Origin of the sequence: Agrobacterium burrii, from assembly GCF_017313405.1 — a bacterium.
GTDB classification, from domain to species: Bacteria; Pseudomonadota; Alphaproteobacteria; order Rhizobiales; family Rhizobiaceae; genus Agrobacterium; species Agrobacterium burrii.
The window spans coordinates 560,810-583,269 of sequence record NZ_JAFLNA010000002.1 but is presented as its reverse complement, the minus strand read 5'-3'; the positions used below and the strand labels follow the sequence as shown (position 1 = coordinate 583,269).

Below are 22,460 nucleotides of genomic sequence, written 5' to 3'. Positions count from 1 at the left end.
TCTCATTTTTCGGCCTGCTCAAAGAGATCGTCCAGCCGGGGCTTGGCGCGTCCGGGCACGTCGACCGTCCTGTAGCTCTGCGGCAAGGTCGCCTCCCCCATCTTGATCAGCATGACCATACCCATGCCGTAATGCGGCGAGCATTTGATGCCGTAAAAGCCCGGCCTGTCGAAAGCAGTCTCGAATTCGTCGTTGATCCGGCTCTTGAAACCCTCGGCACCATCAGGAATCATGCCGTCGATGGTCGCTGCATTGTGGCTCTTATGGGTGGGTACGAAGCGCACGCGATCGCCGGGGGCAATCTCCAGAAAATCGGGCTCGAACACCATCGGGCCTTTTTCGCCCCGGTTCAGCATTTTCACCTCGAAGGTTTCGGCCATGGCCTGCAAGGGAAGACCCGTGGCCAGCACCAAGATAATTCCAGCCAGAGCGCTACGCGGCTGCAAGCCAAGGCGAAGTTTTTTCGATCTCGTCATCGTACCAGTGCTTTCTTTGTCTGATCGGCCGCTCCATGCGCCGGCAGAAAACGAATATGGGAAAAGCCGCCCTCATCCGTGGAGACGACGGACTGCACCCCGAAAACATCGGCGATCGTCGCCGATGTGAGAACCTCGCGCGGTGGACCGGCCGCGATCATCTGGCCGCAATGCATGATGGCGACGCGGTCGCAGAACATCGCGGCGTGATTGAGATCATGCAACGCCGCCACAACCGTCAGCCCCTGCCGCCGCACCAGATCGAGCAGGCCGATCTGGTGGCCGATATCGAGATGGTTGGTCGGCTCATCCAGCAGCAGGATATGCGGCTGTTGTGCCAAGGCGCGGGCGATATGCAGGCGCTGTCGTTCGCCGCCGGAAAGATGGTGCCAGTATCGTTGCGCCTTGTCCGCCATATCGACATTGTCGAGCGCGGCATCAACGATGGCATCGTCACTGGCCGACCAGGCGGAAAGCGGGCCGAGATAGGGCGTGCGCCCCAGTTCCACGGCTTGTCGGGCGGTGATGCGCTCGGTGGTTTCGGCCTGCTGTTCCACAAAGGCCAGCCGGCGCGCCAGTTCACGCCGCCCGAAGGAGGCAAGCGGCTCCTCACCAAGCGTGACATGGCCTCGGCGCGGCTTGCGGATGCCGGCCAGCATGGAAAGCAGCGTGCTTTTGCCGGAACCGTTCGGGCCGATAATGCCCAGAAACTCCCCGGACCCGACATCGAGCGAAACACCGCTGACAATATCGACATTGCCGGCGTGGAAATGCAGGTCGTGGGCGGATAATTTCATGAACGCCCCCTTTTCTGCCCGAGGATGAAGGCGAAAGCCGGCGCGCCGACGAGCGCGGTAATCACGCCGATCGGCAGCACCTGACCGGGAATGGCGATGCGCGAGAGAATATCGGCGACGATCATGAACACCGCGCCGGTCAGCGCCGTTACCGGCAGCAGCAACCCGTGGCGAACGCCGACGAAAATGCGCGCCGCATGGGGAATGACGAGACCGACGAAGCCGATGGAACCGACCAGCGACACCATGACCGCCGTCATGATCGCCGAAACCGAAATGAGCACCGCATAGGTCCGGCGCACCGGAATGCCAAGCGAGGCGGCTGCCTGACCGCCGAAGGCAAAGGCATCCAGCGCGCGGGAATACCAGAGGCACACCGCAAGACCGGCAATACAGACCGGCAGAGCCAGCCAGACATCCGGCCAGCGCACACCGGAAAGATTGCCCAGAAGCCAGAACATGATACCGCGCGCCTGCTCGGCATTGGCGGATTTGGTGACGATGAACGAGGTCATGGCATTGAATAACTGTGAACCGGCCACCCCCGCCAGAATGATGGCGCTGTTGCCGTGTCCCGCCCGCACCGCCAGCAGGCTGACCAGCGAGAACGCCACGAAAGCTCCGATCAGCGCGCCAGCCGGCATGGTCAGGAACCCTGCGCCAAAACCCAAGAGCGCCACGGCCACCGCGCCGGTGGAAGCGCCTGCGGAAATGCCGAGAATATAGGGATCGGCAAGCGGGTTGCGCAGAAGCGATTGCAGCACTGCACCGGCAAGCGCCAGCGAAGCACCGCAACAGGCGGCAACAACGGCGCGGCTGAGACGGTAACTCCAGACGATGCCTTCATCCAGCGGCTCCAGCGGGTAACCCGCATGGAAGACGCGGTTGGCAATGGTTTTCGCCACCACATCGAACGGAATGGCGGTCTCGCCGATCGCCGCTCCGGCCATCAGCGCGACGAGCAGCAGGGCGAGTGCGGCAAAAGCCAGCCCCGCCCTGCCGAGATTGACGGAAAGACCGTTCACTTGGCGAGGCCGGCAGCCGAGATCGCTTCGGCCAGCGTTTCAATGCCTTCGATCGTGCGGATGGTCGGGTTCATCGCCTGCGCATCCATGTCAAAGACATGACCTTGCGTGACGGCGGGCATGATGCTGGCCACGGGATCGGTTGCGAGGAACTTGTGCTTGACCGCCACGTCATCGGCGGGGAAACGACGACGGTCCATCTTGCCGGCGACGATGACAGACGGGTTGGCCTTGGCGATGGTTTCCCAGCCGACGGTCGGCCATTCCTCATCGCTTTCGATGATATTGGTCAGCCCGAGTGCCGACATGATGTAACCAGGCGCGCCATGGCGGCCCGCTACATAAGGGTCGATATCCAGTTCGGCGCTGGAGAACCAGAAGACGGCCGAAAGCTTGCCATTCGCCGAGGCGATCTTGGCGCGGGCGGCTTCCTCGCGCTTCTTCAGGTCGGCAACGACCTCTTCACCGCGATCCTGCACGTTGAAGATCTTGGCGAGATCGCGGACTTCCTGATAGATCAGATCCATGGTGAAACCGGTCTTGCGCACGCCGTCACCGCCGCCGGAATTGTCCTTGCCGACGCAATCGGCAGGCGAGGTATAGACGGGAATACCCAGCTCGGCAAATTGCGCCGGCGTACCGACAACACCTTCCGGGCCGATCTGCCACTGGAACTGCGTCGTCACCAGATCCGGCCTCTTGCCGACGACGGCCTCGAAACTCGGATCATTGTCGGCCAGCCGCTCCACCCTGGCATTGGCTTCCTCGTAACCCTTCAGAACCGGGCCGATCCACAGCGCGGTGCCTACCACCCTGTCGGCAACGCCGAGAAGATAGAGCACTTCGGTCGTGCTCTGGCCGACGGATACGGTGCGGGCGGGCGCCTGTTTGAAGGTGATGTCCTGACCGCAGCTGTTGATCGTCAGGGGATAGACCGTTTGCGCAGCATGGGCGGAAGCGACAGGCAAAGCCGCAAGCGCAGCGGCCAGAAAGCCGGCATAGGCCGGCAGGCGTCCAGAAATAAACATGTGTTCTCCAGTCGAAATTAAATCGCTTGTTCCAGAGCAGCAGGCGTTAGAACGCGCAGCAACAGCGGAACGTCTTGTACGGAGAACAACGACGGGACGCAAACCAAATGTTATGAAATAACATTACAATTTCCTCCTCCGGGCTTCCCCGCCCGTAACGATGGTTCATATTTTGACGGCAGGTCTCCTGGCTCACGAATTTACGCCGCTCATCTGCCTTCCCGCATTCCACAGAATGCAGTGGCATGACGCCTTTGAAGCGTCACGAGGATGAACGGCAATCCGCTTACAGTTGCGGGGGCAGCCACGGCATTGGGCGATCATCATCACCCGCACCATGTTCCCTATTAATCCCTTCGCCTTTCGGCTGCAGGAACCGTCGCTTTCTCACATACGGCGCAAGAAGCGGGGCGTCAATTGCGATAGTGCCGCAGCTCAGCACAAAGACGGGCCTGCCAACGCGAAAATTTGTCCCGCACCAAAACCGGCCGGTTGCGGCGCGTTTTTCGACATGGTGGTGAGTGTTTCGATCTCCACCAGCCCGGATTGCGCCAGAAAATCGGTGAGAAGACCGCTGTCGCGCACGGCGTCGAGCCGGACAAGTTGCCCCTCCAGATCGGCAAAATGCCGCCTGACCAGCGCGATCGCATCCGCCTCGTCACCCGCAACGACCGGGCCGACAATATGGCCCCGCCCCGCCGCCCGGCGCAGTGCAAAGGCGACAAGACGGTCCGCCTCGAACAGGCCGTAACCGGCATTCTCCCGCAGCAGACGTTGCAGGACGCCCCGGCGCGAAACGCCGAAAGCTGCCTGATCCAGATCCTCCACGGCAGAAAGTTGATCTTCCGAAAGCGGCTCGATCCGCTGTTTTCTGCCGAGCTGCGGCGTCTCGATAGCGCAATGCGCCTTGCCCCGCAGGAGATGCACCTTTTCCGTATCTCCGGCAAAACCCAGCGAGGAAAAAAGTCGCCGCGACACCTCCGTTGCATTCAACCGCAAGGCGGCGGCAGGATATTTTGCCGAAAGCTGCCGCACAAGCCAGGGTGCGACGCCCCGACCCTGCAGGCGGGGAGAAACGATGACCATGCCAAGCGTCGCGAAATTCGGATCATAGGGAAAAAGCATGGCGGTTGCGACGACGCGGTCGATCTCATCCAGTGCGGCAAGGCCGACGCCGCATTGCCTCAGGAAACACCATTCATTGGCGTGATAACGCCATCCGACAGCCATGGACAAGGCATGCAGATGATCGGCCTCCACATCGGCGATATCCACGGTCCGCAATTCGAAACTATCGACTTTGAGCAGCTCCATAGCAAACGGCTCTCATTCCCTCCGGCGCGGAACCTTGGGGTCCCGGCAGCCCAGCCCATGACATCCGAAGATAACCAGCCTCGCCAGCACGAATTTTCTGAAAGCACTGGAAGGACACAACAATCTACCGAAATCGTCGGCATTTCAGCAGATAAACGCCGTCGGCCACTCTAAGCTTCTGCGATGAATAATCCGGCCAGCATAAACGGCCGGCCAGTGGGGAAGACCATGAACGCAATCGAAATCCTTGAGCGTCTCGTCGCCTTCCCGTCCATCGTCGGAACCGCCAATGGCGATATTGCCGGATGGATTGCGGATTATCTGGAAAGCCACGGCGCGAAAGTCTCGCTATTGCCGGGACCGGAGGGCGACCGCGCCAATCTCTTCGCCACTTTTGGTCCAGCCGATCGCGCCGGTTATATCCTCTCCGGCCACATGGATGTGGTGCCGGCCGGTGAACCGGAATGGACCTCCGATCCGTTTACGCTCAGAACCGAAGGCGACCGGCTATACGGACGCGGCACCACAGACATGAAAGGTTTTCTCGCCACGGTTCTCGCCGCAGCACCGGCATTTTCGCGCATGTCGCTGAAACGACCGATACATATCGCCTTTTCCTATGACGAAGAAGCGGGCTGTCGCGGCGTTCCCCATCTCATCGCCAGATTGCCGGAGTTGTGCGCCCCGCCGGCAGGCGCGATCATCGGCGAGCCAAGCAATATGCGCGCCGTTCGCGCCCACAAGGGCAAGGCCGCAGCGCGCATCACGCTGCGTGGTCGGTCAGGCCACTCGTCGCGTCCAGATCAGGGGGTGAACGCCATTCACCTGATGACAGGCATCATGGCGAAAGCAGTCGACACCGCCGATGTGCTGACGCGGGGACCGTTCGAAGCGACCTTCGAACCGCCCTACTCCTCCTTGCAGATTGGCACGGTCAAAGGCGGGCAGGCAATCAACATCATCCCCGATCATTGCGCCATAGAACTGGAAGCGCGGGCAATTTCGAGCGTCTCCCCGCTCGCCCTGCTGGAGCCGGTACAAAGCGCCGTCGAAGCGCTTGCCGCAAAGGGCGTCGATATCGAATGGACACCGATGAGCGCTTACCCCGCGCTGTCGCTTCCAGCCGATGCACCGCTCGCCGTGCTTCTGGAGGAACTGACCGGCACCCCCAACCTCGCAGCCGTCAGCTACGGCACGGAAGCCGGGCTTTTTCAGGCGGCGGGCATCGATGCCATCATCTGCGGGCCGGGCGATATCGGCCGCGCCCACAAACCGGACGAGTTCATTACGGCGGCTGAGCTTTCAGCCTGCCAATCGATGCTGGAAACGCTCGGCCACCGCTGCGCGGTTTAAAACTTCGGGACATATGGATTTCAGATGACCTTTCTCTTCAATTCCGACGCAAAACGCGGTGAAATCTTCCGGCAGGCCCTGGCCGCAGAGTTTCCCAATCTGCCGTTTTCGATGGATGTTTCGAGCGTCGATCCCGATGCGGTGCGTTATCTCATCACCTGGACGGTGCCTGACGATATCGCCCGATATCGCAATCTCGAAGTGCTCTTTTCGATCGGCGCGGGTGTCGATCAGTTTCACATCGAGGCCATCCCGGACACGGTAAAGGTCGTGCGCATGGTGGATGAAGGCATCATTCGCATGATGCAGGAATATGTCTGCCTCGGCGTGCTTGCCCTTCACCGCAACCTGCCGGTCTATTTGCAACAGCAGCGCCAGCAATTGTGGAAAGCCCTGCCCCAGCGTCAGGCGGAAGAGTGCCGGGTAGGCATTCTCGGCCTCGGCATGCTGGGTGTTGCAGCACTGGAGCGGCTGAAACCTTTCGGTTTTCCACTGTCCGGCTGGAGCCGCTCGCCGCGCAATATCGATGGCGTCACCTGTCATCATGGCGATGAGGGATTGGGCACCATCCTCTCCACCAGCGATATTCTGGTCTGCCTGCTGCCGCTGACCGACGAGACGACCGGACTTCTGAATGCCGAACGTCTGAATTCGCTCCCCGAAGGCGCGGCTCTGGTTCACGCCGGGCGCGGCAGGCAGCTCGACCATGACGCCCTCATCGACACGCTGGATAGCGGCAGGCTTTCAGGCGCCGTGATCGACGTCACCGATCCCGAACCCCTGCCGGAAGGCCACCGTTTCTGGACGCATCCGAAAATTCTGCTGACGCCGCATATTGCCAGCGTCACCCAACCCCATTCCGCCGCCCGCACCGTCGTTGATAACATCAGACGATACGAAGCCGGTCTCGAACCGCTCGGCCTCGTCGACCGCAGCCGCGGATATTGATCAGCCACCCATCTCTGAAAGGAAAATCCATGCCGCTTCTCAAGCCCATCGACACCAATCCCGATTTCGAGCCGAAGGCCTCCAAGGCCTTGCCGGAACGCCTCATCGCCGGCGATCCCTCGTTCAAGACCTGGGCGTTGGACGAAGCCCGCGACGGCACCGTAAAAACCGGCATCTGGGAAGCGACCCCAGGCGAAAGCCGCTCGATCAAGGGCGAAACCTTCGAGTTCTGCCATATTCTGGCCGGCGTCATCGAAATCACCCCTGATGGCGGCGAACCGCAGCGTTATACGGCAGGCGACAGCTTCGTCATGAAGCCGGGTTTCGTTGGCGTCTGGAAGACCATCGAGACGGTGCGCAAGATTTACGTAACAGTGAACGGATGAGGTGAAACCCGGCATTTTCGAAATCAGTCGCGGTCGCGGAAACCGGAAAAACACCACAGGCAGCGCATCGCCGAAGATTGCGCTGTCTGCCGGTGACAAAACGGGATTTTCGTTCACCGTCCCCGCCGCAGTCGGTCGATCTCGCTTGCCGGCAGGAAGTAGTTTGAAGGGCATATCCACAGAGGATTTCCCATGACGCTCAGCTTCGATCCAGACAGCCTATCCCTGCCGATCGGCCACTTCATCGGCGACCGGCTGATCACGGCTAAAAACGGCATCGACATGCATCGCCCGTCTGACGGCATCGAATATGCCGGCTGCCCGAAGGCGGATGCGGCGTTGGTGGACGAGGCGGTGCAAACCGCCAAGGCGGCGCTGAAAAGCAGCAACTGGGGCGGCGTGCGTCCGCGTGAACGCACCAAGGTTTTGCAACGCTGGGCCGACCTGATCGAAGCGGAAGCCGAGACGCTGGCGAAAATCGAGGCGCTGTCCTCGACGCGGCCCGTGGGCCACCTGATTGCCGGCGATATTGCCGTTACCGCCGAACAAATCCGCTTCTTTGCCGAGTTTGCGGACAAGGAAGGCGGAGATCTGGTGCCGACCGACGACACAAGCCTCGGCATGATCATGACGGAGCCCTATGGCGTCGTCGGCGCCATCACGCCGTGGAATTATCCTGTCTCCATGGCCGGCTGGAAGCTTGGCCCGGCCTTGGCCGCCGGCAATGCCGTGGTGCTCAAACCATCGGAAATGACGCCATTCTCCTGCGTTTTCATGGCGCAACTGGCCATCAAGGCCGGATTGCCGGCAGGTCTCATCAACATCGTTTTGGGTGATGGCGCGGTGACGGGCAACGCGATTACCGGACACCCCGACATTTCGAAAGTGAGCTTCACCGGCTCCACCGCCGCAGGCAGCGCCATCATGGCCAATGTCGCCCGCACCGGCATCAAGCCGATGACGCTGGAACTTGGCGGCAAAAGCCCACAGCTGGTGTTTGCCGATGCGGATATCGAAAAGGCGGCGGCAGCGATTGCCGGCAATATTCTCTCCAATGCCGGGCAGGCCTGTGTGGCCGGTTCACGCATCATCGTTGAGGAAAGTGCGGCCGACGCCCTTTCGGCGGCGATCATCGCCCGCATGAAGGCGGTAAAGCCCGGCCCGACATGGGACGAGGCGACACAATATTCGCCGATCATTTCCGACGTCCAGCGCAAGCGCATCGACAGCATCGTGCAGGCCGCCGTCGCCGATGGCGGCGAATGCCTGACGGGTGGTGCAAACATGGACGGCCCCGGCTATTTCTACCAGCCGACGCTGATCGCCAATGTCGACCAGACCTCGCCTGCCGTGACAGAAGAAATCTTCGGGCCGGTGCTGACGCTGCAAACCTTCCGCACGGAAGAAGAGGCACTGGCGCTTGCCGATCATCCGACCTACGGTCTGGCGGCGGGTCTTTTCAGCCGGGATATTTCGCGTGTCATGCGCCTGTCGCGCGCCATTCAGGCGGGAACGATCTGGGTTAATCGCTATGGCCGCTCGCGCGACCATATTTTGCCGACCGGCGGTTACAAACGCTCCGGCATCGGCAAGGATCTCGGACGGGAGGCCTATCTCGCCAACCGCAAGAGCAAAAGTGTCCTCATCGGACTGTAACAGGGGAAACGACTTGAAAACGCATCGCATCGCACTCATTCCCGGAGACGGCATCGGCAAAAGCGTGACGGACGCCGCGTGGCAGGTGCTCAACGCCGCCGCCAAAACTGCCGGTTTTGCGCTTGAAGGCACCGAGTTCCCCTGGTCCTGCGCCTTCTACAAGGAAACCGGCGCGATGATGCCCAAGGACGGCATCGAGACCCTGCGCGGTTTCGACGCCATTCTGCTCGGCGCTGTCGGCTGGCCGGCGCAGGTGCCGGATTCGGTATCGCTGCACGGCCTGCTGCTGCCGATCCGCAAGGCTTTCGTGCAATATGCCAATATCCGCCCGCACCGACTTCTGCCCGGCGTGCAGGGGCCGCTGAAAGCCGATGGCTTCGACATTCTCTGCATTCGTGAAAATACCGAGGGTGAATATTCCGGTGCCGGCGGGCGCGTGCATCAGGGCACGGACGACGAAGTAGCCGTCGAAACCTCGATCTTCACCCGCAAGGGCGTGGAGCGCATTTTGCGCTTCGGCTTCGAGCAGGCACAGAAACGTCGCGGCAAGCTCGCTTCCGTCACCAAGTCCAATGCCCAGAAATATTCGATGGTGTTCTGGGACGAGGTGACGCAAAAGCTCGCCGCGGAATATCCTGACGTCGAGGTTTCGAGCTACCATATCGACGCCATGGCAGCGCGCATGGTGATGGCCCCGGAAAGCCTCGATGTCGTGGTCGCCTCTAACCTGTTCGGCGATATTCTGACCGATCTGGGTGCCGCCATTCAGGGCGGTCTCGGTTTTGCCGCCTCCGCCAATATCAATCCCGACCGCAGCGCTCCGTCGATGTTCGAGCCGGTGCACGGTTCGGCCCCCGATATCGCCCATCTCGGCATCGCCAACCCGATTGCCGCCATCTGGTCCGGCGCGATGATGCTCGATCATCTCGGCGAACATGATGCGGCCGCGAAGATCATGGCGGCGCTCGAAAAGGCAACTGGCCAGGGCATCGGCACCGTGCCGGGCAAGGACAAGACGGACGCCATTACTGCCGCAGTTCTCGCGGCGCTCGACTGATTTCGGAGACAGATGATGCAGGGTTTGAAGGACAAGGACCTCTTTCGCCAGACAGGCTTGATCGGCGGCGTATGGAAAGCGGCGGCATCGGGCAAGGTGGTCGATGTGATCGACCCGGCGACACAGGCGGTGATCGGCACCGTGCCGGATATGGGCGGCGCGGAAACCCGCGCGGCGATCGAAGCCGCCAATGCCGCCTTTGCGCCATGGAAAAAGAAAACCCACGCGGAGCGCGCAGCGCTTCTCGAAAAGTGGTTTGCGCTGATGATCGAGCATATCGACGATCTCGGCCTGATCCTGACCATCGAACAGGGCAAGCCGCTGGACGAGGCGAAAGGTGAAATCCGCTACGGCGCGTCCTTCGTCAAATGGTTTGCGGAAGAGGCCCGGCGCATCAGCGGCGGCACCATTCCCTCGCCGACGCCGGATCGCCGTATCGTTGTCCTCAAAGAGCCGGTCGGCGTCTGCGGCATCATCACGCCGTGGAACTTCCCAAATGCGATGATCACCCGCAAGGTTGCACCTGCCCTTGCCGCCGGCTGCACCGTCGTCATCAAGCCTTCGGAATTCACGCCCTATTCGGCCTTGGCGCTTGGCGTGCTTGCCGAACGGGCCGGCATTCCCACAGGTGTCATCAACATCGTTACCGGCATGCCGACGGAAATCGGCAACGAGATCATGGCCAACGAGACGGTGCGGAAAATTTCCTTTACCGGCTCCACCCGCGTCGGATCGCTTTTGATGCGCGGTGCGGCCGACAGCGTCAAGCGACTGTCGCTGGAGCTTGGTGGCAACGCGCCCTTCATCGTGTTCGACGATGCCGATCTGGATTTGGCCATCGAAGGCGCGTTGGTTTCGAAATTCCGCAATGGCGGCCAGACCTGCGTCTGCGCCAACCGGATTCTCGTTCAATCGGGCGTTTACGATGCCTTTGCGAAGAAACTGGCTGACCGTGTCGATGCCATGCGGGTCGGCCCCGGAACGGAGCCGGGCGTTGCCATCGGTCCGATGATCAACGAACCGGCGATTACCAAGATCCGCGCCCATATCGACGACGCGATCTCCAAGGGCGCGAAGATCATCACCAAGCCGCATGATCTGCCTGATGGTCCGCAATATACCGCACCCGTGGTGCTGACCGGAGCGACCACTCAGATGCGGCTGGCAAGCGAAGAGACCTTCGGCCCCGTCGCGCCGCTCTTCCGTTTCGAGACCGAAGAGGAAGCCCTCGCCATCGCCAACGGCACGCCCTTTGGCCTTGCCGCCTATTTCTACACGGAGAGCCTCAAACGCGCCTGGCGTGTGGGCGAAGCGCTGGAATTCGGCATGGTCGGCCTCAACACCGGCGCGATCTCCACCGAAGTCGCCCCCTTCGGCGGCGTCAAGCAATCCGGCCTCGGCCGCGAAGGCGCGCAGGCCGGCATCGAAGAATATCTGGAAATCAAGACGTTCCACATTGGCGGGCTTGCCTGAGCCCTCATTCTTTCTCCCCGCCTAAAGGGCCGCTCTGCGGCCCTTCTTTTTGCGCCAATGCCAATAAAAAAAGCGGCCCGGAGACCGCTTTGAGCTACTGAAACTTGTCCAGCATCTTGTAATAAAGCCCCACCACCGGAAGGAACCACGGCTTGCCGAAATGGCCGGGCACCGCCGGCCAGTCCAGCCCCTTCAACGGATTGTTGTCCGGCCGCCCCATGATGGCATCGGCCATGATCATGCCGAGATGGGTGGAGAGTTGCGCGCCGTGGCCGGAATAGCCCATGGCGTACCATACCCCGTCATGAAAACCGGCGCGTGGATAACGGTCCTTGGTCATATCGACCAGACCGCCCCAGCAATAATCGATCGGCACATGTGACAGCTGCGGGAAGATGCGGTGCAGACTTTCCGTCAGGATCGCGCCGCTCTTGGCATCCGAGCGCTGATCCGATGTCGCGGAAAAGCGGGCGCGGCCGCCGAAGATCAGCCGGTTATCCGGCGCCAGCCGGAAATAATTGCCGATATTCATGGAGTTGACATAGGTGCGGTTGCCCGGAACCGATGCCTTGACCTCGGCATCCGTGAGCGGCCGCGTGGCGATGATGAAGCTGCCGACCGCGATGATGCGGCGGCGGAAATAGCTGAAGCCGGAGGGTGTGTAGGCCCCGGTCGCCACCAGAACATTGTCGGCCGTCACTTTGCCGCGTGTCGTTTCCAGCGTGTGGGTCTTGCCGTTCTGAATGTGCTTCGTCACCGCCGCATTTTCGAAAATCACCGCGCCGTGGCGGCTGGCGGCTTCTGCAAGGCCGGCGACATAACGGCCCATATGCATCATGGCGCTTTTCTTCGACAGCATGCCGCCATAAAAGGGCGAGCCGATTTCCGCCTTGAGATCGGCGGCGGACAGAAGTGCGGTATCGGGATCGACCTCGGCATGCAGCGCCTCGAAATTCTTGGCCAGACCTTCGAAATGCTGCGGCTTGGAGGCAAGTTTCAGTTTGCCCGAACGGCGAAAGTTGCAATCGATGCCTTCCTCGGCAATCAGGGCTTCCAGCGTATCGACTGAATCATCCAGCGCCTTGTAGAGAGCGATGGCGCGCTCCTTGCCCAGTTCCGCCTTGGCGGAAAGATAGGAATGGGCAAGGCCATTGTTGAGATGCCCGCCATTGCGGCCGGAAGCGCCCCAGCCGACGCGCTGCCCTTCCAGAACGACGACGCGCGCACCGGCCTTGGCCAGTTGGCGCGCAGCACCCAGACCCGTGAAGCCGCCACCGATGACGGCCACATCATAGTGGCCCTCGACAGGACCCTGCGCCGCCCCCGCAAACAGGGGCGCGGTATCGTGCCAATAGGAGACGAGCTTCATGATCCAGTCCTTCCTTACAGTCCGACGACGCCCGCGAGACCGGAGATGTCGGCGATCTCGACATAACCGTAATAGGGGTTGGCCGGCTCGTGGCCGCGATTGACCCAGACCTTGTTCTTGATGCCGAGATCATGGGCCGACATCAGATCGTAACGGAACGAGGAAGAAACGTGCAGCATATCTTCCGGGCCGCAGCCGAGCATGTCGAACATATATTCGAAAGGCTTGAAGCGCGGCTTGTAGGCCTGCGCCTGCTCGGCCGTGTAGACCGCATGGAAGGGCGCGCCGAGCTTTTCGACATTCGACATGATCTGCGAATTCATGGCGTTGGACAGGATGACCAGCGGAATTTCCTTCGCCACCTTGGCGAGACCCGCCGGCACATCCGCATGCGGACCCCAGGTCGGAACGCGCTCGTAAACGAAGGTCGCGTCCTCATCCTTGAACGCAACGCCATTGCGCTTGCAGCTGCGCGACAGGGAATTGTGGACGACCTGCGCATAGGGCTTCCAGTCGCCCATGATCTCATCCAGACGGTAGGCCGAAAAATTCTTGATGAACTGCTGCATCTGCGCTTCGTCGAGGCGATCACTGTAAAGATCTCGGGCGGCCTCGGCCATCTGGAAATTGATCAGCGTGCCGTAGCAATCGAAGGAAATGTATTTCGGGCGGAAGATGGTCATGTCGTCGTCATCCTTGCTTGGAGATCGGCCGTGCCGGAATGAATTGATCATAGAAAGCCTTTGCCCGGTCGGCGCACCGCAATTGCCATCAGCGGAAGCAGATTGTTGCGTATGCAGCCGCCAGTTTGGCAGAGAGTTGCGTTGGCATATCTCCTGACCTCCCGTGCGCCCCTGCCCCGGCATCGAAAGCGAATAACACGCGGCATAAGATGCGGCGGCGGGTAAAAGCAACAGTGAAACATATCGAACCTTGCCATTCGTCGGGACAATGTTCTTTTACCCCCGGTCTATCAATGAATGAGCAGAATAAACGGAGTTGGGCCATGCAAGCCAGCCTGATCGCTATCCAGAATTTCGAGCCTGAACACCTCGACGCGGCAGTTGAACTTTCCCGGCAGGCCGGCTGGCCACACAGGAAAGAAGACTGGGCGCTGGTCCTTTCCTTGAGCAAGGGCTTCGTTGCGGTGGAAAATGGGCGTGTCGTCGGAACCGCGATGGCAACGCTTCTGGGAGAAACCTGCGCCTCCGTCAATATGGTGATCGTGGATGAGACCATGCGCGGCCGTGGCCTCGGACGCCAGTTGATGAACGCAGCCCTCGATGCCGCCGAAAATCGCGAATGCCGCCTGACCGCCACCGCCGATGGTCTGCCACTTTATGAGAAGCTGGGATTTGCCGCCTGCGGCGAGGTGCTCCAGCATCAGGGAATTCCGGTTGCGACCGATAAGCCAGCCGGTGTGGCGTGGGCGGAGACCATTGTTCCGGCCGAACTCGCCACCCTTGATGCGCAGGCTTTCGGCGCAGACCGCACGGCACTCTTTACGCAACTTACCGACAGGGCACGGTTCGCGGTCGTGAAAGAACAAGGCGTCATCACGGGTTTCGTGGGCCTGCGCACCTTCGGTCGCGGCGAGGTCATCGGCCCGGTTGTGGCGGAAAATGCTGAAATCGCCCGCGATCTGATCGCTTTCGTGCTTTCCGAGCGCCCCGGCGCATTCCTGCGTGTGGACACCACAGCGGATACCGGTCTCGGCCCCTGGCTTGCCAAACAGGGTCTTGGCCATGTCGGCGGCGGCATCGCCATGCGCCGGGCCAAAGCCGAAATCCCTGCCGACAAAAAACTGAAAACATTCGCATTGACCAGCCAGGCACTGGGCTAAATCTGGAGAGACCCATGTTAAGCAATTCACTGATCGAACTAGACCGAGCCCATCTGGTGCACCCCGTCTCTTCCTTCCGCGGCCATGAAAAGCTCGGTGTGCGCGTGCTGAAATCAGCGAAAGGCGCCACCATCACCGATATGACCGGCCATCAGCTGATCGATGGTTTTGCCGGTCTCTGGTGCGTTAATGCCGGTTACGGGCATGACAGCATCGTCGAAGCGGCGGCAAAACAGATGCGGGAATTGCCCTATGCCACCGCCTATTTCGACATTGGCAGCGAACCGGCCATCCGGCTCGCCTCCGAGCTTGCCGACCGTGCACCCGGCGATCTCAACCACGTCTATTTCACGCTTGGCGGTTCGGACGCGGTGGACAGCACCATCCGCTTCATCCGTTATTACTGGCATGCAAAGGGTGAGCCACAGCGTGACCAGTTCATTTCCATCGAACAGGGTTATCACGGCTCCACCACCGCCGGTTCGGGCCTCACCGCCCTGCCCGCTTTCCATGCCGGCTTCGGCGTGCCTTACGACTGGCAGCACAAAATCCCGTCGCATTATGCCTATCGCAATCCGGTCGGCAGCGACCCGGCCGCCATCATCGCCTCTTCGTTGCAAATCCTGAAGGACAAGATCGAGGCCATCGGCCCGGACCGGGTCGCCGCTTTTTATGCCGAACCTATCCAGGGCTCGGGCGGCGTGCTGGTGCCGCCGCCGGGCTGGATCAAGGCGATGCGCGAACTCTGCCGCTCCTATGGCATCCTGTTCGTCGCTGACGAAGTCATCACCGCCTTTGGCCGCACCGGACCGCTGTTTGCCTGCACCGACGAAGATATCGTGCCGGACTTCATCACTGCCGCAAAGGGTCTGACATCGGGTTATGTTCCGATGGGCGCGCTCTTCATGGCCGACCATGTTTATGATACAATTGCCGACTTCGCAGGCGATGCGGCCGTCGGGCACGGTTACACTTACTCAGCCCATCCCGTCAGCGCCGCCGTTGGTCTGGAAGTGCTGAAACTTTACGAAGGCGGCTTGCTGGAGAACGGCCGTCGCGCCGGTGCACGGCTGATGGCCGGGCTGGAGAGCCTTCGAGCCCACCCGCTGGTTGGCGATGTGCGCGGACGCGGCATGCTCGCTGCCGTTGAGCTTGTGACCGACAAGGACAAGAAAACCCCGCTGCCGGCAGCGGCGGCCCCCGCACGCAAGGTTTTCGACCGCGCCTGGGAAAACGGACTTGTCGTGCGCGCCTTCGCAAACGGCATTCTGGGCTATGCGCCGCCGCTTTGCTGCACCGATAGCGAGATCGATGCGATTGTCGAGCGGACACTTAAAACCCTCGACCAGACGCTCGAAGACCCTGCCGTGCGGGCAGCGATGGCCTGAAGCGGCAACCCGGCTGTGTCGCGACACCTTCTCTAAATGTCGCGACGCACCGCATATTCGCAATATTCTGCCGAAGAGCCGATCCATTTCGGCGAATACGGCGTGCGGGAAGTGCCAAACTATCCTTAGAAAAAGCACGAAACGCCATGAAAACCGGCGTTTTCAAAAATGGGAACGGGACAAGGATCTCGTCCGGGAACAAAATAAAATGCCGCAGTCTCCCCCAAGAGGACGAGGCGGCAGAGCGGAGACCGACATTGCCCAAAAACCTGAACGACTTCAAATATATGAGCTTCGACGTGGTGGGAACTCTCATCGATTTCGAAGGCGGACTGAAATCGACCCTGATCCAGATCGGCGCTGAAAACGGTGTCGAGGTCGACGGTGAAAAGGCGCTCGGCCTTTACCGCGCGGCGCGTTATTCCGATGCGACCGACCTGTTTCCGGATGACCTTGTCCGAGTGTATCTCATCATCGCTCCGGAACTGGGCTTGCCGGCCGAACGCGCCCTTGGCGAGCGGCTGCGCGATGCTGCCAAGAACTGGAAAGGTTTTGAAGACAGCCGTGCTGCGATGGCGCAGCTTGCAAAGACCCACCGTCTCATTGCCATGACCAATGCCCAGCGCTGGGCCTTCGAATATTTCTCAAAGGAACTCGGCAACCCATTTCATGCCGCTTTCACCGCCGATGATACCGGCACGGAGAAGCCGGACCCGGCATTTTTCGAGAAGGTTTTCGCCTTCGTCGAGAGTGAAGGGGCATCGAAGGACGACATTCTGCATGTCGCGCAAAGCCAGTACCACGATATCGGCGTTTCCCGGAAACTCGGGATGACCAATTGCTGGATCGAGCGGCGTCACGCCCAGAAGGGATATGGCGGCACGATCGAGCCGGAAAACTTTACCCAACCGGACTATCACTTCACCTCCATGGCCGGCCTTGCCGAGGCCGTCAAACAAACCGGCGGCTGAACCGCACTCGACCAAGGGCGTGGCGCGAACTGGGACGCGACATGCCGGACATTTCTGCAGACGCATTTTAACAAATCATACAAAAGGGGAAGACCATGAGTGACAGGATTACAAACTGGACCCGCTCCGACGATGCCGCCGTTGAACAGGCCATCCGTCGCGGCGCGACGCGGCGAGAACTGCTTCACATGATGCTGGCGGGCGGCGTCGCCCTTTCCGCCGGTTCGGCCATTCTCGGCCGCGCCTCGCAGGCCGTGGCGGCCACCCCCGTTTCAGGCGGTACGCTGAAAGCCGCCGGCTGGTCCTCCTCCACGGCCGATACGCTCGACCCTGCAAAAGCCTCGCTTTCCACGGACTATGTCCGCTGCTGCGCCCTATATAACCGGCTGAGCTTCCTCGATGCTTCCGGCACGCCGCAGATGGAACTGGCCGAATCCATCGAAACGAAGGACGCCAAGACCTGGACCGTGAAGCTGCGTTCCGGCGTCACCTTCCATGACGGCAAGGCGCTGACCGCAGACGATGTGGTTTACTCGCTGAAGCGCCACCTCGATCCGGCCGTTGGCTCCAAGGTCGCCAAGATCGCCGCCCAGATGACCGGCTTCAAGGCTCTCGACAAAAGCACCGTCGAGATCACACTGGCAAATGCGAATGCCGACCTGCCGGCCATTCTGGCCCTGCACCATTTCATGATCGTTGCCGACGGCACCACGGATTTCTCCAAGGGCAACGGCACCGGCGCCTTCAAGCTCGAGACGTTCGAGCCGGGTGTGCGCTCGATCATGGCCAAGAACGCCAATTACTGGAAGTCCGGCGGGCCGCACATCGACAGTTTCGAATTCATGGCGATTTCCGACGACAATGCCCGCGTCAACGCCCTTATTTCCGGCGATATCCAGCTTGCAGCAGCCATCAACCCACGTGCGCTGCGCCTGCTCGACAAGCAGGAAGGCGTCGTGCTGTCCAAGACGACCTCCGGCAACTATACCAACCTCAACATGCGGCTGGATCAGTCGCCGGGCAACAATGCCGATTTCGTCGCCGGCATGAAGTCGATCGTCAATCGTGAGCAGATCGTCAAGGCGGCGCTGCGCGGCCTTGGCGAAGTCGGCAACGACCAGCCGGTGCCGCCGATGAACCCCTATCACAATCCGGACCTGAAGCCGAAAGCCTTCGACCCGGATAAGGCGAAATTCCACTTCGAAAAGGCAGGTCTCATCGGCCAGTCCATTCCGGTCATCGCATCGGATGCGGCAGCCTCTTCTGTCGATATGGCGATGATTATCCAGGCCTCCGCCGCCGAAATCGGCGTCAAGCTGGATGTGCAGCGCGTTCCCTCGGATGGTTACTGGAGCAATTACTGGCTGAAGGCGCCGGTTCACTTCGGCAACATCAATCCGCGCCCGACGCCGGACATCCTGTTCTCGCTGCTTTACGCCTCCGACGCGCCGTGGAACGAAAGCCAGTACAAGTCGCCGAAGTTCGACAAGATGATGCTCGAAGCACGCGGCATGCTCGACCTCGAAAAGCGCAAGCAGATCTACTTCGAACTGGAAACGATGATCGCCGACGAAGCCGGCACCATCATTCCCGCCTATATTTCGAATGTCGATGCCATCTCCTCAAAGCTCAAGGGCCTGGAAGCCAATCCGCTCGGCGGCATGATGGGTTACGCCTTTGCGGAATACGTATGGCTCGAAGCCTGATAGACCATGGGCCGGGCGCGCAAATGCGTCCGGCAACCTTTCCGCCAGCGCGGAAAGCCTCTTTGTCGGTCGCAGGAGCATGTCAATGAACAGCCGGATATTGTCCCTTATCGCCAGGCGGCTGGTCGTCATGCTGACGACCCTGCTTATCGTGTCATTTCTCGTCTTTTCCGCCACCAGCCTGCTGCCCGGTGATACGGCGACGATCCTGCTTGGCCAGGCGGCGACGCCGGAGGCCGTGGCCGGCCTGCGCACCGCCATGCATCTCGACGACCCGGCGCTTTTGCGGTTCGTTCGCTGGCTCTTCGGCCTTCTGCACGGCGAACTCGGCACATCCTATGCCAACAACATGGCGATCGCTGATCTAATCGGCCCGCGTTTCGTCAACTCCATGAAGCTTGCCGGCATCACCACCGTCATCGCCGTGCCGCTGGCGCTGACGCTAGGCATCAGCTCCGCCATGCTGCGCGGAACGCTTTACGACCGCGTCGTCACGGTGCTGACCATCGGCGTCATCTCCGTGCCGGAATTCATGATCGCGACGCTCGCCGTCTTGGTTTTCGCCGTTTATCTGAAGTGGTTGCCAGCCCTGTCGCTGGTTAGCGAGGTTCATACCCTGTTCGATGTGCTGCGCGTTTACGCGATGCCGGTCATCACCCTCACCTTTGTCGTGTCGGCACAGATGATCCGCATGAGCCGCGCCGCAGTGATCGAGACGCTCGATACGCCCTATGTCGAAATGGCGCTGTTAAAGGGCGCGCCGCGCATGCGCATCGTGTTGCGCCACGCGCTTCCCAATGCGCTCGGCCCCATCGTCAATGCCGTGGCCCTGTCGCTCTCCTATCTCGTCGGCGGTGTTATCATCGTTGAAACCATCTTCAACTATCCCGGCATCGCCAAGCTGATGGTCGATGGCGTCGCGACCCGCGACCTGCCGCTGATCCAGAGCTGCGCGATGATTTTCTGCGTGGGTTATCTCCTCCTCATCACCACGGCTGACATCATCGCCATCATGTCCAATCCGAGGCTGCGCTGATGACCGATCATATCAAAACAACGTCGGGGACCTCGCGTTTGGGTTACAAGATCAACGCAGTCGGCGTTTTCGGCTTTCTCGTTATTTTTCTCTGGGCGATGGTGGCGATCTTCGCGCCCTATCTCATTCCCCATCCGGTTGGTGAAATCGTCGACTTCGATTATTTCGGCCCCATGACCTCCGATCTCTGGCTCGGTTCCGATTATCTCGGCCGCGACGTGTTTTCCCGCATTCTCATGGGCGCACGTTTCACCGTCGGCATCTCGCTTGCCGCAGTCACGATCGCCTGCGTGTCCGGTGTCGTTCTCGGCATGTGTGCCGCCGTGGTCGGCGGCTGGTTTGATGCGGCCCTCAGCCGCTTTCTCGATGCCGTAAACTCCATTCCGAGCAAGCTTTTCGGGCTTGTGGTCGTCGCCGCCGTCGGTTCCTCCATCCCCGTACTCATTGCCACCCTGTCGGTCATCTATACGCCGGGGGCCTATCGTTTCGCCCGGGCGCTCGCCGTCAACGTCAACACCATGGATTTCGTCACCGTCGCCCGCGTGCGCGGCGAAAGCCTGTTCTACCTCGTCGGCTCGGAAATCCTGCCGAACATCATCCGCCCCGTACTCGCCGATCTCGGCGTGCGTTTCGTATTCATCGTGTTGCTTCTGTCGGGCCTCTCCTTCCTCGGCCTCGGCTTGCAGCCGCCGAATGCCGACTGGGGTGCGCTGGTGCGTGAAAACATCGGCGGCCTGCCCTTTGCCGCGCCGGCCGTGATCTTCCCGTCGCTGGCGATTGCCAGCCTGACGATCAGCGTCAATCTGCTGATCGACAATCTGCCGCAGAAAATCCGCGACAGGAGCGAATAATGACCAATCTCGTTGAAATCCGCGGACTGAAAGTCGAGGCCACCACCGATTCTGGCCGCCGCATCGACATCATCAAGGGCGTCGATATCGATATCGCCCAGGGCGAAATCGTTGCACTGATCGGCGAAAGCGGCTCCGGCAAGACCACCATCGCGCTAACCCTGATGGGATATGCCCGGCCGGGCTGCCGCATTTCCGGCGGCAGCGTCACCGTGGCAGGCCGCGACATGGTGCAGCTTTCCGAAGCCGAGCGCGCCAAAGTGCGCGGCACGAAAATATCCTATGTGCCGCAGAGTGCGGCCGCCGCATTCAACCCGGCGCAGAAAATCATTGATCAGGTCATCGAAGTCACCCGCATCCACCACCTTATGCCGCCTAAGGAGGCGCGTAAAAAAGCGGTTGAGCTTTTCAAGGCATTGTCACTGCCCAATCCGGAAACCATCGGCGAGCGATACCCGCATCAGGTTTCCGGCGGCCAGCTGCAGCGCCTCTCCGCCGCCATGGCGCTGATCGGCAATCCTCAACTGGTAATCTTCGACGAACCGACGACCGCACTTGACGTGACGACACAGATCGAGGTTCTGCGTGCCTTCAAATCGGCGATGCGCAAGGGCGGCATCGGCGGCGTCTATGTTTCGCACGACCTTGCCGTCGTTGCCCAGATCGCCGACCGGATCGTCGTGCTGAAAGGCGGCGAGGTTCAGGAAACCGGCACGACCAAGGATATTCTGGAGAACGCCCAACATCCCTATACCCGCGAATTGTTGACCGCTTTTAACGACAAGGTGCGCGTCGTGACACCGCTCAGGCAAAGTGAGGCGACACCGCTCCTTAATATTGATCAGCTGATCGCCGGTTATGGCACGAAAGGCGACGACCGGATGCCGCTGGTGCGTGCGGTGGATTCCGTCAGCCTTGCGGTCTATCCCGGCCGCAATCTCGGCATCATCGGCGAATCCGGCTGCGGAAAATCGACGCTGGCGCGCGCCATTGCCGGCATTCTGCCCGCCGCGAGCGGTCACGTCGTCTTCGAGGGGCATGAACTCAACGTCGATGCCCGGCGTCGGACCAGCGACCAGCTGCGCCGCATGCAGATCGTGTTCCAATATGCCGATACCGCGCTCAATCCGGCAAAACCCATCGAAGATATTCTCGGCCGGCCGCTGACCTTTTATCACGGCATGAAAGGCAAGGCCCGCGATGCGCGGATCGACCAGCTGCTCGATATGGTGAAGCTACCGCGCTCGGTCCGCCACCGCCATCCCTCCGGCCTTTCCGGAGGGCAGAAGCAGCGCGTCAATTTCGCCCGCGCGCTTGCGGCCGAACCATCACTCATCATCTGCGATGAAATCACCTCGGCGCTCGATACGGTCGTCGCAGCCGCGATCATAGATCTGCTCGGAGAATTGCAGCGGGAGCTTGGCCTTTCTTACATCTTCATCAGCCACGATCTTTCGGTGGTTGAAACAATCTGCGACGAAATCGTCGTGATGTATGGCGGCCAGAAAGTGGAGCATCTGGAAACCGAAGCAATCAAATCGCCCACCCATCCCTATTCGAAGCTGCTGTTCTCCTCAGTGCCGAAACTTGACCCGACATGGCTCGACAATCTTCAGCAGGATGCGGAGTTGGTACGGGCGTTCTCCAAGAGGTGAGCCATTGCATCGAAGTTCAGGGCGAAGAGTATAAATATTCCTGCGTCATCCTTGGGCTTGTCCCAAGGATCTAAACACGTCAATAAAATCAATTGGTTGCAGATCCTCTGGACAAGCCCGAGGATGAT

The 22,460-nt window shown here is 60.6% G+C and carries 20 protein-coding genes and 1 riboswitch; of the genes, 13 read left to right on the top strand and 7 right to left on the bottom strand.

Going from position 1 to position 22,460, the window contains the following annotated elements; translation table 11 throughout:
- Positions 1-2: 2 nt before the first annotated feature.
- From JZX89_RS06215 to JZX89_RS06195, 5 genes are all read right to left on the bottom strand, one after another.
- Entirely contained in the window at positions 3-380 is a 378-nt protein-coding gene (locus JZX89_RS06215; protein WP_369809535.1) for a pseudoazurin, read from the bottom strand.
- A gap of 92 nt (positions 381-472) precedes the next feature.
- Positions 473-1,273: an ABC transporter ATP-binding protein gene (locus JZX89_RS06210; protein ID WP_207133430.1), complete on the bottom strand. Its 801-nt coding sequence runs from the start codon at positions 1,271-1,273 to the stop codon at positions 473-475.
- Positions 1,270-2,298: a FecCD family ABC transporter permease gene (locus JZX89_RS06205; protein WP_207133429.1), complete on the bottom strand. Its 1,029-nt coding sequence runs from the start codon at positions 2,296-2,298 to the stop codon at positions 1,270-1,272. The genes JZX89_RS06210 and JZX89_RS06205 overlap by 4 nt, the downstream gene beginning before the upstream one ends.
- A complete protein-coding gene (locus tag JZX89_RS06200) occupies positions 2,295-3,326 on the bottom strand; it encodes an ABC transporter substrate-binding protein (protein ID WP_207133428.1) in 1,032 nt (343 codons plus the stop codon). The genes JZX89_RS06205 and JZX89_RS06200 overlap by 4 nt, the downstream gene beginning before the upstream one ends.
- Before the next feature lie 160 nt (positions 3,327-3,486).
- A riboswitch (cobalamin riboswitch) is annotated at positions 3,487-3,722 on the bottom strand.
- A gap of 39 nt (positions 3,723-3,761) precedes the next feature.
- Positions 3,762-4,640 carry a GNAT family N-acetyltransferase gene (locus tag JZX89_RS06195; RefSeq protein WP_207133427.1) on the bottom strand — a complete coding sequence of 293 codons (879 nt, stop codon included), beginning with the start codon at positions 4,638-4,640 and terminating at the stop codon, positions 3,762-3,764.
- 228 nt (positions 4,641-4,868) lie between these two features.
- Between JZX89_RS06195 and argE the strand changes: the two genes are divergently transcribed.
- From argE to JZX89_RS06165, 6 genes are all read left to right on the top strand, one after another.
- On the top strand, positions 4,869-5,993 hold the full coding sequence (gene argE / locus JZX89_RS06190; protein ID WP_207133426.1) for an acetylornithine deacetylase: 1,125 nt from the start codon (positions 4,869-4,871) through the stop codon (positions 5,991-5,993).
- A 24-nt stretch (positions 5,994-6,017) separates the two neighbouring features.
- Positions 6,018-6,941, top strand: a complete 924-nt coding sequence (locus JZX89_RS06185) for a 2-hydroxyacid dehydrogenase (protein ID WP_207133425.1) — start codon at positions 6,018-6,020, stop codon at positions 6,939-6,941.
- Between the two features lie 29 nt (positions 6,942-6,970).
- Positions 6,971-7,327, top strand: a complete 357-nt coding sequence (locus tag JZX89_RS06180; RefSeq protein ID WP_004438300.1) for a cupin domain-containing protein — start codon at positions 6,971-6,973, stop codon at positions 7,325-7,327.
- A 192-nt stretch (positions 7,328-7,519) separates the two neighbouring features.
- The gene (locus JZX89_RS06175) at positions 7,520-8,983 is read left to right on the top strand and encodes an aldehyde dehydrogenase family protein (RefSeq protein WP_207133424.1); all 1,464 of its coding nucleotides are present in this window, start codon (positions 7,520-7,522) and stop codon (positions 8,981-8,983) included.
- A gap of 13 nt (positions 8,984-8,996) precedes the next feature.
- Complete coding sequence (locus JZX89_RS06170) at positions 8,997-10,040, top strand: tartrate dehydrogenase (RefSeq protein ID WP_207133423.1); 1,044 nt, start codon at positions 8,997-8,999, stop codon at positions 10,038-10,040.
- Between the two features lie 15 nt (positions 10,041-10,055).
- Complete coding sequence (locus tag JZX89_RS06165) at positions 10,056-11,513, top strand: NAD-dependent succinate-semialdehyde dehydrogenase (protein ID WP_207133422.1); 1,458 nt, start codon at positions 10,056-10,058, stop codon at positions 11,511-11,513.
- A 94-nt stretch (positions 11,514-11,607) separates the two neighbouring features.
- On the opposite strand, the gene JZX89_RS06160 is transcribed toward JZX89_RS06165, so the two are convergent.
- Both JZX89_RS06160 and JZX89_RS06155 read right to left on the bottom strand, forming a co-directional pair.
- Positions 11,608-12,882 carry an NAD(P)/FAD-dependent oxidoreductase gene (locus JZX89_RS06160; protein ID WP_207133421.1) on the bottom strand — a complete coding sequence of 425 codons (1,275 nt, stop codon included), beginning with the start codon at positions 12,880-12,882 and terminating at the stop codon, positions 11,608-11,610.
- A 14-nt stretch (positions 12,883-12,896) separates the two neighbouring features.
- Positions 12,897-13,565 carry a haloacid dehalogenase type II gene (locus JZX89_RS06155; RefSeq protein WP_207133420.1) on the bottom strand — a complete coding sequence of 223 codons (669 nt, stop codon included), beginning with the start codon at positions 13,563-13,565 and terminating at the stop codon, positions 12,897-12,899.
- Positions 13,566-13,888: 323 nt separating this feature from the next.
- On the opposite strand from JZX89_RS06155, the gene JZX89_RS06150 reads away from it, so the two are divergent.
- The 7 genes from JZX89_RS06150 to JZX89_RS06120 all read left to right on the top strand — a co-directional run bounded on the left by JZX89_RS06150 (position 13,889) and on the right by JZX89_RS06120 (position 22,332).
- Complete coding sequence (locus tag JZX89_RS06150) at positions 13,889-14,725, top strand: GNAT family N-acetyltransferase (RefSeq protein WP_207133419.1); 837 nt, start codon at positions 13,889-13,891, stop codon at positions 14,723-14,725.
- A 14-nt stretch (positions 14,726-14,739) separates the two neighbouring features.
- Complete coding sequence (locus tag JZX89_RS06145) at positions 14,740-16,113, top strand: aspartate aminotransferase family protein (protein ID WP_207133418.1); 1,374 nt, start codon at positions 14,740-14,742, stop codon at positions 16,111-16,113.
- A gap of 287 nt (positions 16,114-16,400) precedes the next feature.
- Positions 16,401-17,084 carry an HAD-IA family hydrolase gene (locus JZX89_RS06140; RefSeq protein ID WP_369809534.1) on the top strand — a complete coding sequence of 228 codons (684 nt, stop codon included), beginning with the start codon at positions 16,401-16,403 and terminating at the stop codon, positions 17,082-17,084.
- 95 nt (positions 17,085-17,179) lie between these two features.
- The gene (locus JZX89_RS06135; protein ID WP_153514674.1) at positions 17,180-18,790 is read left to right on the top strand and encodes an ABC transporter substrate-binding protein; all 1,611 of its coding nucleotides are present in this window, start codon (positions 17,180-17,182) and stop codon (positions 18,788-18,790) included.
- Positions 18,791-18,875: 85 nt separating this feature from the next.
- Complete coding sequence (locus JZX89_RS06130) at positions 18,876-19,826, top strand: ABC transporter permease (RefSeq protein WP_153514672.1); 951 nt, start codon at positions 18,876-18,878, stop codon at positions 19,824-19,826.
- Positions 19,826-20,677 (top strand): ABC transporter permease, encoded by an 852-nt coding sequence (locus JZX89_RS06125; protein ID WP_153514670.1) that lies wholly within the window; start codon positions 19,826-19,828, stop codon positions 20,675-20,677. Before JZX89_RS06130 ends, JZX89_RS06125 begins: the two co-directional genes overlap by 1 nt.
- A complete protein-coding gene (locus tag JZX89_RS06120) occupies positions 20,677-22,332 on the top strand; it encodes an ABC transporter ATP-binding protein (protein ID WP_207133416.1) in 1,656 nt (551 codons plus the stop codon). The genes JZX89_RS06125 and JZX89_RS06120 overlap by 1 nt, the downstream gene beginning before the upstream one ends.
- Positions 22,333-22,460: the final 128 nt, after the last annotated feature.